General features: G+C 28.1%; 10 protein-coding genes. 1 reads left to right on the forward strand and 9 read right to left on the reverse strand.

The features are described 5' to 3' along the window. Window positions 1–92: 92 nt before the first annotated feature. On the reverse strand, window positions 93–1499 hold the full coding sequence (locus Q5O44_RS00005) for an APC family permease (protein WP_022166325.1): 1407 nt from the start codon (window positions 1497–1499) through the stop codon (window positions 93–95). A 148-nt stretch (window positions 1500–1647) separates the two neighbouring features. After that, a complete protein-coding gene (locus tag Q5O44_RS00010; RefSeq protein WP_022166326.1) occupies window positions 1648–1833 on the reverse strand; it encodes a hypothetical protein in 186 nt (61 codons plus the stop codon). A gap of 128 nt (window positions 1834–1961) precedes the next feature. Between Q5O44_RS00010 and Q5O44_RS00015 the strand changes: the two genes are divergently transcribed. Then, a complete protein-coding gene (locus Q5O44_RS00015; RefSeq protein WP_022166327.1) occupies window positions 1962–2618 on the forward strand; it encodes a hypothetical protein in 657 nt (218 codons plus the stop codon). A gap of 77 nt (window positions 2619–2695) precedes the next feature. On the opposite strand, the gene Q5O44_RS00020 is transcribed toward Q5O44_RS00015, so the two are convergent. The 7 genes from Q5O44_RS00020 to Q5O44_RS00050 form a co-directional block, all read right to left on the reverse strand. Continuing rightward, complete coding sequence (locus Q5O44_RS00020; protein WP_022166328.1) at window positions 2696–3526, reverse strand: carbohydrate ABC transporter permease; 831 nt, start codon at window positions 3524–3526, stop codon at window positions 2696–2698. Next, window positions 3526–4368, reverse strand: a complete 843-nt coding sequence (locus tag Q5O44_RS00025) for a carbohydrate ABC transporter permease (protein ID WP_022166329.1) — start codon at window positions 4366–4368, stop codon at window positions 3526–3528. The genes Q5O44_RS00020 and Q5O44_RS00025 overlap by 1 nt, the downstream gene beginning before the upstream one ends. A gap of 324 nt (window positions 4369–4692) precedes the next feature. Continuing rightward, a complete protein-coding gene (locus Q5O44_RS00030; protein ID WP_022166330.1) occupies window positions 4693–6057 on the reverse strand; it encodes an ABC transporter substrate-binding protein in 1365 nt (454 codons plus the stop codon). Window positions 6058–6314: 257 nt separating this feature from the next. Next, a complete protein-coding gene (locus Q5O44_RS00035) occupies window positions 6315–6737 on the reverse strand; it encodes a hypothetical protein (RefSeq protein WP_022166331.1) in 423 nt (140 codons plus the stop codon). A 122-nt stretch (window positions 6738–6859) separates the two neighbouring features. After that, window positions 6860–7186, reverse strand: coding sequence for a hypothetical protein (locus Q5O44_RS00040; RefSeq protein WP_022166332.1), 327 nt, complete (start codon window positions 7184–7186; stop codon window positions 6860–6862). A gap of 86 nt (window positions 7187–7272) precedes the next feature. Further along, the gene (locus Q5O44_RS00045) at window positions 7273–9360 is read right to left on the reverse strand and encodes an ATP-binding protein (protein WP_022166333.1); all 2088 of its coding nucleotides are present in this window, start codon (window positions 9358–9360) and stop codon (window positions 7273–7275) included. Window positions 9361–9498: 138 nt separating this feature from the next. Then, a complete protein-coding gene (locus Q5O44_RS00050) occupies window positions 9499–10836 on the reverse strand; it encodes an alpha-amylase family glycosyl hydrolase (RefSeq protein ID WP_022166334.1) in 1338 nt (445 codons plus the stop codon). Between the last annotated feature and the right edge of the window lie 307 nt (window positions 10837–11143).

Here is an 11143-nt window from a genome sequence, read left to right on the forward strand (position 1 = left end):
GTCAAGTTGTTGCCCATGCTGGGCACACATAAAAAAACATTAAGATGAAAAAATCATCTTAATGTTTTTTTAACACTACCTTATTCTTGCTATTATCTATTACTTTTTTTAGCAAAGTATGGCAAAATAAGCCCTAGTAAGATCAGTACTATTGGTGTAGCAATATTTAACATTAATTGGAATACATCTTCTGAATATATTCCACCAATGCATGCTATAGCAGTAAATACAAAGCACCATACACCTATTAGTATTCCTAATGCTTTATTCTTTACGAAATAGTATTCTCTACCAAATTTTTCTCCAGTTTTCTTTAAAGCTATGTAAGCTACAAATACCCATAAGTATCTTAATGGCATACATACTGCATTTAATTTTACAAGCCATTTCACTAATTCATCAACGCTACCAATACCAAATGCTGGAACCACAATTAAAAGTGACACTATTACTAAAATAAGTTTATGTCCATTTACATAAGCCCCATTTTTATTTTTCTTAAATAGCACCTCTGGAATATATCTTTTATCCCCGCTATCAAGAAGCATACGTAAAGGTGCATCAATAGAAATTATTAGCACTGCAAATTGGCCTATCATATTAGTTACTGCATAAGCAATCACAAATAAGTTTCCTACATGATAGTAGTCCCCTAATTCTTGGAAAGCATAATATGCACCATTAGTCATTAAATCATTTGGAATATTATTTGAATCAAACATCATTCCAAGTGATATTGTTCCAAGTATAGCCGTTACTGCAACCATTACTGCTAAAGCAATCATACCTTTTGAGAATCCTCTTGCTGGATCCTTCATTTCATTTACATATGGAGATATTTTTTCACATCCTCCAACAGCAAATACTAAAATTGAAATATTAGTAAAGAAGCTTATATCAAATTTAGGTATAAACGTCTTAAGTGACCAATCTATTGTATTTAACTGTGCATCTGTAAGTGCTGGAGCTGCTATCATCAATAAAATAAATAATATTGACATGATAAACATAGAAGTTCCTGCTAAAGTTGATAGTTTTTTTAATATACTTATTCCTTTAGAGGCTAGGTAAATTGCTAAAAGGAAGATGGCTAAACATGCCAATTGCATAAGCCTTGTATCCATATCACTAATTCTCTTATCTTGGAATATTGCCCAACTGGTAGCTATCATAAAACTGTTAGGCTTTTGTGATAAATAAGGCATATGTACAACCCAGTATGTCCACCCTGCATAGTATGCAAGCTTTGCTCCTACTGTCTCATTAATCCAAGAGCTGACACCTCCACCACAATCTTTAAAGGCAGATCCTAATTCTCCTACCATTAACGCATATGGTATGAAATATAGCGCAAATATTATTAGCCAAGCCACTATAGCCTGCAATCCATTGTACTCAGAGAATCCATTTATTACATTACCAAATCCCCAAACTCCTGAAAAGGCCATAAATGCTAGACTATACCACATAATTTTTTTACTACTAGTATTATCTGACATTTTTCTTCTCCTTATACTATTTTTTATTATAATAAGATAATATTACAAATTTTCCTTCTTGTACATAATAAATGTTTCTTTTTTCATTTAAATTAGATTTTAATTTCATATAAAAAGCACGTTTAAAGTTAAACGTGCCATACTGATTTTATAAAAACCATTCTATTTCAATTTCTGGATCATCATTATATTCATTACATTCTATTGTCTTACTTTCTAATTCTCTTTGATTTCTCCATTTTAGAAATTCATAATAATCTAAAACTTCTTTTAATATTTTATCATCCTCTTCTTTAGCTAAAACATTTATTACTTCTTTTGTTAATTCACTCATCTGTCTTCCTCCCTCATTAGATATTAATTTGATAAATATAGTATAACTATGATTTATTAATTATATCTAATAATTTTTAAGTTTTTACATAAAATAATTTATATTAATTAATATAAGGAGTAAATTTTATGAAAAAATTATTAATTACATTTTTAATTGGAGTAACTTGTACAACTACATTCTTTCCACCTTTACATATTGCTGCCTTATGTAAAGACATTCCTACTAACTCTGCTCCTGCAGTGAAAGATTCTTATAAAGATAGAGCTTCTGTTCACATTGAAGATTTAAAAGGTGAGTTTTCTGCACGTCCCTCATCTGGTATTAATGATGTAGATTTTCTTAACTCAGAAATATCAGTACTTAGAACAGCCATATACATTTCAGCTTTGATTCAAAGTTACATAACTGATGAACAGCTTATTGATCTTGCTGAAGAAATAGTTCAAGAAAATAGCGGAGTTATTCGCGAGAGCAGAATTCTAATAGATAAACTTTCTACTTCTAAAAAATCAGATGCTGCTGCCAGTGAAAAATATACAAAAGCATCAAAAGAAATCACTGATACACTATTTAATAATTTAAACAAAATAAATCCTGATGAAAGCGATTCTTTAACTTATATAAATCAAATTCAATATCTTATTGAAGCTTCAAAATCTCTAGCCAAATTAATAAATGAGTCTACTAAAGATAATATTATCAAAGAAATGTCTCAAGATATAATTAACAATGCAGATAGCAATCTTGAAACAATTACAGAAATAAAGCCAGCTATTAAATAAGATAATTTAAAAAGGAGCTATATAATCCTCCATATAGTTCCTTTTTAAAATCATAATTCACAATTCATAATTCATCATTACCCTTTAACTGCTCCTGCCGCTACTCCTTCAATAATGTACTTTTGACAAGTTAGATAAAATATAATAATAGGTATAATTGCCAATACTAACACAGCCATCATTGCCCCCATATCAATTGCACCGTAACCACCTCTTAAATATTGTACTGCCATTGGAATAGTTTTATAATCACTCTTTAATACTAATGATGGTAACAAATAATCATTCCATATCCACATTACATTTAATATTGCTACAGTAATACAAATTGGTTTTAATAATGGAAGCACTATTAGGAAAAATGTTTTTATAGGATTACATCCATCTATCAAAGCTGCCTCTTCAATATCAATGGGAATTGACTTTACAAAGCCAGAAAACATAAATATTGAAAGTCCTGCTCCAAATCCAATATAAAGTACTATCAATCCCACTGGATTATCCAAATTAAGCATATTAGCCACCTTACTCATAGTAAACATAACCATCTGGAATGGAACAATCATAGAAAATACAAAGATAAAATATAGTGATGTACTTACTTTAGTTTTACTTCTAGTGATATACCATCCTGTCATGGCAGTAAACAATACAATTACAATGGTTGAAAAAAATGTTATAAATATTGACCAGCCAAAAGCACTTAAAAATCCAGTCTTTGATAATCCATCAATATAATTCTGCAATCCTGAAAACGTCTCAGCAGTAGGCAATTTAAAAGGAGCATCACTAATATAAAGCTTACCTTTAAATGAATTAAATAATATTATAAATATAGGTGCTAGAAATACCACTGCTAATATTGTTAATATCATATAAATAAATACATTGCTTTTTTTGCCTTTCATTAGCTTTCAACCTCCTTTTTCCTGGTAATATTTAATTGAATAATCATTAAGATAGCAACTATAATAAAGAATATTACTGCTTTTGCCTGTCCTACTCCTTCCCATCCATTTCTACTATAGAATGTTTTATAAATATCTAAAGCTAACATTGATGTTGCTCCAGATGGTGCACCATCTGTTAATGCCAAGTTCTGATCAAATAGCTTAAAAGCATTAGATATAGTTAAGAAAAGACATATGGTAACTGAAGGCATAACCAGTGGAATTGTAACTTTCCTCAAGATTTGTGATTTTGAAGCCCCATCAATTTTAGCTGCTTCAATTAAATCATTAGGTATATTTTGAATTCCAGCAATATAAATTATCATCATATATCCTATTAGTTGCCAGTTCATCATTACAACTAATCCCCAGAATCCATAGCTGGCACTGTATGTTAAATTAACATTAAAGTGGCTTAATACGCCATTAATTATTATTTGCCATATATATCCTAAAACGATTCCACCTATTAAATTAGGCATGAAGAAAATAGTTCTAAATACATTAGTACCTTTTAACTTTCTAGTTAATAAATAAGCAAAGGTAAATGCTAATACATTTACTGTTATAGTGGATACCACAGCAAATTTAACAGTAAAAAATAGTGCATTAATAAACTCATCATTTGAAAAAGCCTTTACATAATTACTTAATCCTACAAACTGTGCATCAGCTACTGTTGTAAACTTAGTAAAAGATAAGTAAATTCCCATTATAAACGGTACTAAAAAAGCAATACAAAAAGCCACAAAAGTAGGCAATACAAAAAAAGCAAAATACTTTTTTAAAATCTTCTGCATAAAACCCCTCCTAAAAATTGCAAAGCAATTTAATTATGAATGATGAATTACGAATTATGAATTAATGATAAAACTCACAGAGTTTCTTTAATAAATGTAAAATTAAAAATGAAAAATTAAGTTGCATTACAAAACTGTAAGTGCATTAACATGAGATTAGCAAAATAAATAAGACTTTTAACTAAACAAAAGTATGTTATATAAAACTAGTTATATTTCTTATAACTAGTTTTATTTCTTATGTTAATACCACTTTAAACTAAATCATTTCATTCATTTTTAATTTTACATTTTTCATTAACTAAGTTCATCATTATCAATTAACTACTGTGCTTTTTCTGATTTCCAAGCATCTTTTACTGTTTTAACTACATAACTCCAATCTTGAGTTCCTTGAACATACTCAAGTAATGCATCATTAAATGTTTCTTTAAATTTTTCACTAGGGAATGATTGGAATATCCAGTTTACATTTTTTATATTATCTTTTTCCATCCATTCCATAACTTGTGCTGATAATGGATCTGATGGTCTTTCATCTTCATTGAAAGTGTTAAATGGTGCTATAAACCCTAAATCACCAACAACATAAGCTTTTCCTGTATCGCTAGTAAATAGCCAGTTAATAAAATCTATTGAAGCTTGTTGTTCTTCTTCAGAAGCTTTACTGTTAACTGCAAAGTAGTTTTCTGTTCCTATGCATATACCTTGATTTTCCTCTCCATCAACACCTGTATATATTGGTAAGAATTTTATATCATCTTGTTTAACAACATTTCCATTAACATCTTTAATTTGTGACCAAGCCCAGTTTCCATTTTGAACCATTGCGCATTTTCCTAATGCAAATTCAGACATTGAATCATCAACACTCTTATTACCTAAAAGACCTTTTTCAGTACAAGAATTATCTAAGTATAAATCAAAAATATTCTTATAGTTGTCATTATATTCAAATTCTACTGTTTCTGATGCAAGACCTGTCTCTATAATTGAGGCATCATCTTGGCTTTCATCTTTAAATTCATAATAAAATGGTAAATTGGCTAAGTGAGTGTCCCAACGCCATCTATTTCCTGATGCCATAGATGTTGAAGCAAATACACCATCTATACCAAGTTTATCCTTATTCGCCTGCATATCTTCAACAACTTCTCTTAAAATATCAAAATTATTAATATCATCTACAGATGTAATATCTGCCTTCTTATTAGAAAGAGCTATATATTTATCCATTATTTCCTGATTATAAATTATTCCATATCCTTCAACTGCATAAGGTATACCATAAACACCATCTCCATCAGTTACTGCTAAAGATTTATCAGATAAATGACTATAAAGATCAGTATCCTTTAAATCTAAACAATAATTCTTCCAATTATTATATCCAACTGGACCATTTATTTGAAATATTGTTGGAGCTTCGCTCTTGGCCATTTCTGACTTCAAAGTTTGTTCATAGTCTCCACTAGCTGCTGTTTCAACTTTAACTTTTACTCCTGTTTCTTTCTCATAATCCTTGGCAACGCTCTTATAAACATCAGCTATTTCTGGTTTAAAATTTAAAAAATAAATTTGTGTTGAATTTCCTCCATTTCCCTCTTCACTGCTTCCTCCACATCCAACTAAAGAACCTGCAAAAATAGACATAACAACCCCTGCTGCTACTAACTTTTTATTCACCATAAAACATAACCCCCCATATTTTATATTTAAAATTTATTCCATATGGAATAGATTTCACTTGCATTTTTAAAATTAATTACATTTATTGAGTCATAATAATTATTTAATCTCTTAATACAATATATAACCTTATGTAAAAAAATATTAATAATAAAAATATATTTTTTTATTTTTATTTAAAAAAGAATTAGGATAAAAAAATCCTAATTCTTTTTTAAAAATTTACTATAAATTTTATTAATCTTATACTTTAATTGCTACATTTTCAATAGTCTTAATGAATCATCACTTTCCCATAATTCACAACCTTCATAAGGATTAGCTGTACCTATATATAACTTATTTTCAGATGATACAAACAAAATTCGTCCACCATAGTTATCTCTATTGCCAAGTCCATTTAAACAAATTGGCATAAATCTTATTCCATCAGTAGACATAAATATATCAAATCCAAATTGATAATTAGTATCTTTTAACTCCTTCAGTGTTTTTTCACAATACTTGATTATTCCTTCAACAGATATGCCTTCTAGTTTCATTGCTGGAATTATCTTTTTTAAGGCTTCTTTATTTAATAAAAATATCTCTAATATGGTTTGTATATTACTTCCATGATCAAGAGTTGTAACATATAGAGCTCCTTTATATTCACATATTTGCCAGATATAAATATTCAAAGCATTGGAAAAACCTGATTCATAGTCTGATTTAGCTTTATTTCTAATTCCAATGCTGCACTGAATTGGTTCTTTTGGCTCTCCCCCTACTATTACCTCCCAATTATCGTTCTTATCTATTCTTAATTATATATTGAACCTGTAGGATTTTTTCCTTTATCAAAGCCTCTAATTTCTGAATCTATTTCTGTCTTCCAAGGATATATCTCTGGATTTAAGCTACTATATAAATATGGTTTAAAACCTTGCTCATCTACTGTTGCCACATATACTTTTCCATTGTGAAATTCCATTGCTCTAGAAGTGTATCCTTTCATCTCTTTTGACTGAACTTCTTTCCATACTAACCCATTATATGTCATTAATATTTTAATGGAGCTTTTCTTACTATTTGATGATCCTGCCACCAACAATGCCTTCTTAAAATTTGAAAGTTCTACAGAAAGCATATACCTAAATCCTTCAATACCTTCTTCAGCTTTAGTTAATAATTATAAAAATCAAAAAGGATTGCCTAAAACTCTAGGCAATCTTTTTATATAAGTTCATATATATCTGATAACTCAGCATAAACCCTTTCAATATTTACATTATATTCATTACATGATTTAACCTTAATCATGCTATTATCGTTCTCATTTGGCAAATACACCCTAAAAATACTTCCATTTCCCTCTTTACTTTCTAACTCAATATATCCATTATGGATTTCTACTAATATTTTTACCAGTGAAAGTCCTATTCCACTACCTTCTTTCTTCCTGCTTAATGATTTATCTAATTGTACAAATCTTTCAAATATTTTTTGCTGCATAGTTATAGGTATGCCTATTCCATTATCTTTTACCTCTAAGACTACATACTTATCTTTTAAATATACATTAACATCTATATTTCCTTTCTCTTTAGAGAATTTTATTGCATTTGATAATAAGTTTAACACTATCCTTTCAATAAATGTTGGATCACAAATTATAATAAATTCCTCAATACTAGAACTAAATGTTAAATTCACATTATTTATTTCAACATATGATAATACTGATTCAGCTATATCCTTTGTTAGTTTTACAATATCATAATTAACAAAGTTTGGATTCAGAGCTCCTGAATCAAGTTTAGTAAGATCTATAATATTATTTACTAGCCTATTCATTCTTAAACAATTTTGTTTAAGACTCTTTTCATATTTTAAATAAATATTTTTAAATTCTTGCTCATCCCTATCTTTAAATAAATTTAAAAGCTGTATTGTAGAATAAATAACATTTATTGGAGTCTTAAGTTCATGTGAAAGCGTAGCAAAAAAATCATGTTTTTCTTTTTCCTGTCCTCTAAGTCTTTCATAATTTTTATATACTCTAACATATTTTCTTACAAGCTCTCTATGTTCAATTTCTACTATTGCTTTATTAGCTTTTTCTATATAAAAATACGCCTCTTTATAATCTCCTACGGCTTCATAGTCTCTTGCCAAATAGTTATAGGCCTTTATTAAAAAGGTAACTTCATATTTATTAGCTAGATTTAATAATAGTTTATGGTGCTTTAATGCCTTATCATATTCTTTCAATTTATAATAAATCTCACCATACACTTCTTGAATATCATAATCAAAATTAGTAAACAAAAATGTGTTACCATAGCTATAATACTTTTCTTCAATCTCTTTCATTTTGCTTAAATATTGTTTCACATCATGTTTTTTTATTCTTATATTATAATTTATTATGGTTATATCAAAAACCAATTTAAACTGTTGTCCTTTTATTAATCCTATCTTATCTATAGCTTTTTCACATTTTTTTATATATGTTTCAATTTTATCTAAATGCATTTCTTTTTCTATAAGAACTCTTATTAATTCTATTGCTGATGCTGATTGTATAACATAAAATTCTTCAAATCTTCTATCTACTAACATTTGCCTAAATATACCAATACATTCATTTTTTAAATTCAGTTGACAATATCCTGCTCCTATTTGATATAATACTGTACACTCTATACGAGGCACATCATATTTTCTTGCTAACTCTAAAGCTCTATAATAATGATCAACTGCAGCATCAAAGTTATTTAGCACTAATGAATATATTTGCCCAATTCCCAAATAGCATTGCGCTGATAAACTAGATTCAAACTTCTTTAAATACCCCTCTGCCTTATTTAAAACTACTTGTATTTCATCCTTAGATCTTTGGCCTCTATATAAATTACACGATACCCTTGTACATAAAACTGCAAGATCATCATATTGCCTTAAATATCTAAGTTTATTTTCTGCAATATTAAAACATTCTTCATATTCTTTTATGGAAAATGTATTTAAATAATTTATTGAATTCCATCCGTATGCCTTAGCTAAATAATATTCATCAAAAAGCTTCTTTCCATATTGTATAGTAATATTTAAGTGCTCAATACTTTTATCATATTGATTTATTCTAAAAAGCCCTATTCCTAATAGATAGTATAACTTCATAATTTCCACATCTTCTAGTTTATCATTACTTTCTAATGCTTTACTAGCATTATCAATAACTGAATGTAAATCTTTATCACTTATAGTATCACTCTTATACTCTAAACTATATATCCATTTATCTATTTCTGCTATCATCTCTACTCCCCTTCACCTCTACCCAATTATACCTTTTATTATATTTTTTTACAATTTATTCTTGTTTTTTTTACAAAAGCAAAAAAAATGATATGAAATTAATTCATATCATTTTACAATTTTTATAAATAGTTTGTTTTAAATAGAATTATCTTTTCTGATTATTAATGCTCCATATGGCTGTATATATATTTTTCCATCTATGGTAACTTCTTTTTCAGTTAATAAATTTATACCACTATGAACATTAATATTACAATTAACCTCTACAGCTTTATCATCCAAATTTAATGCAACATATATTTCTTCATCTTTAAACTTTCTTAAAAAGATAAATTGTTCATTTTTTATAATTATAGGATTATATGTTCCATGCTTTATGGCTTCACTTTTACTTCGTATTTCTCCTAAACTACATATCAATTTAAAAAGTTTTTTATCAGCATCTTTTAAGCTATCTATATCTAACTCTGGTCTTAATGGTAAATCTGTATTCTTTCCCTTTACAGCCTTTATGCCATATTCACTGCCATAATATACACTAGGTATTCCTGGCATAGTATAAAGCAATGTGTAGATATTATATATATGCTCCGGATTTTTTATTACACTGGCAAGTCTATTTACGTCATGATTATCTACAAAGTTATATAAACATAGCTTCTCATAAATTCCACCTTTTTCAAACTGTCTTCTAAATGAATGAGCTATTTCAAAATAATTTCTATCATTATGACTGGAATATAACCCCTTATAACACTCATAATTAGTAGTTGTATGGAGCATTTCATCATTAGCCCATCTTGAATAATCTCCATGAATAACTTCTCCCATAAGCCACAAATCTTCTTTTTTATAATTTATATGATTTCTCAATTTTCTAAAAAAACTAAAATCAATGCTATCTGCTGCATCTATCCTAACTCCATCTATGCTAAATTCATCAACCCAAAAATCCAGTGCCTTAAAAAGATACTCACACACTTCCTCATTCCATACATTAAGCTTCACTAAATCAAAACATCTATTCCATGGTTCATAATAAAAACCATCATTTTCTGGGGTATTACCGTTAAAATCCAAATTAACAAACCAACTGCAATACCTAGACTTGTCTCTATTTTCTTGCACATCTTTAAAGGCAAAAAAATCTCTTCCTACATGATTAAAAACTCCATCGATGACAATCTTTATATCATTATCATGTAACTTATCACATAACTCTTTAAAATCTTCATTTGTTCCTAACCTCTTATCTATTTTAAAATAATCTATTGTATCATATCCATGATACGTAGATTCAAATACCGGTCCTAAATATACTGCATTTACCTTCATTTCTTTAAAATGTGGTATAAATTCTATAACTTTCTTTAGTCTATTTTTCTCTTCATATTTTTTACCTGGTTCTAATACTCCACAAAATCCTAATAGAAATAATTCATAAAAAATACATTCACCTATCCATGAAATCATCTTGATTATCTACTCCCATTTAATTATTACTATAAATATTTATATGATTATATGTTATTTATATATTACTTTCCAAGTTTTTTTATGACAGTGTTTTTTTAAATGAAAAATTAAAAATGAAAAATTAACGCTACGCTAATTAGTTAAGTCGAGCATAGCTCTAGTTAAGAAGTCAAAAGTGACAAGGTAAAACGCTGCACTAGTTAAGAATTAACACTTCGCTAATGAAGGTGAAAATTACTCAGGGAATTTCTAAAAAATATATTTTCAAAGAATTTCGTAGAAATTCTCTCCTTAATTTTTTATA

This window comes from Clostridium sp. CAG:221, from assembly GCA_000435835.1.
Taxonomy (GTDB): Bacteria; Bacillota; Clostridia; order Clostridiales; family Clostridiaceae; genus Clostridium.

What these genes read in the sequence shown, in the direction of transcription:
- Q5O44_RS00050 (WP_022166334.1), bottom strand. Translation starts at nt 10,836, where the DNA reads ATGATTTCATGGATAGGTGAATGTATTTTTTATGAATTATTTCTATTA.
- Q5O44_RS00040 (WP_022166332.1), bottom strand. Translation starts at nt 7,186, where the DNA reads ATGCTTTCTGTAGAACTTTCAAATTTTAAGAAGGCATTGTTGGTGGCA.
- Q5O44_RS00030 (WP_022166330.1), bottom strand. Translation starts at nt 6,057, where the DNA reads ATGGTGAATAAAAAGTTAGTAGCAGCAGGGGTTGTTATGTCTATTTTT.
- Q5O44_RS00020 (WP_022166328.1), bottom strand. Translation starts at nt 3,526, where the DNA reads ATGAAAGGCAAAAAAAGCAATGTATTTATTTATATGATATTAACAATA.
- Q5O44_RS00015 (WP_022166327.1), top strand. Translation starts at nt 1,962, where the DNA reads ATGAAAAAATTATTAATTACATTTTTAATTGGAGTAACTTGTACAACT.
- Q5O44_RS00045 (WP_022166333.1), bottom strand. Translation starts at nt 9,360, where the DNA reads ATGATAGCAGAAATAGATAAATGGATATATAGTTTAGAGTATAAGAGT.
- Q5O44_RS00025 (WP_022166329.1), bottom strand. Translation starts at nt 4,368, where the DNA reads ATGCAGAAGATTTTAAAAAAGTATTTTGCTTTTTTTGTATTGCCTACT.
- Q5O44_RS00005 (WP_022166325.1), bottom strand. Translation starts at nt 1,499, where the DNA reads ATGTCAGATAATACTAGTAGTAAAAAAATTATGTGGTATAGTCTAGCA.
- Q5O44_RS00010 (WP_022166326.1), bottom strand. Translation starts at nt 1,833, where the DNA reads ATGAGTGAATTAACAAAAGAAGTAATAAATGTTTTAGCTAAAGAAGAG.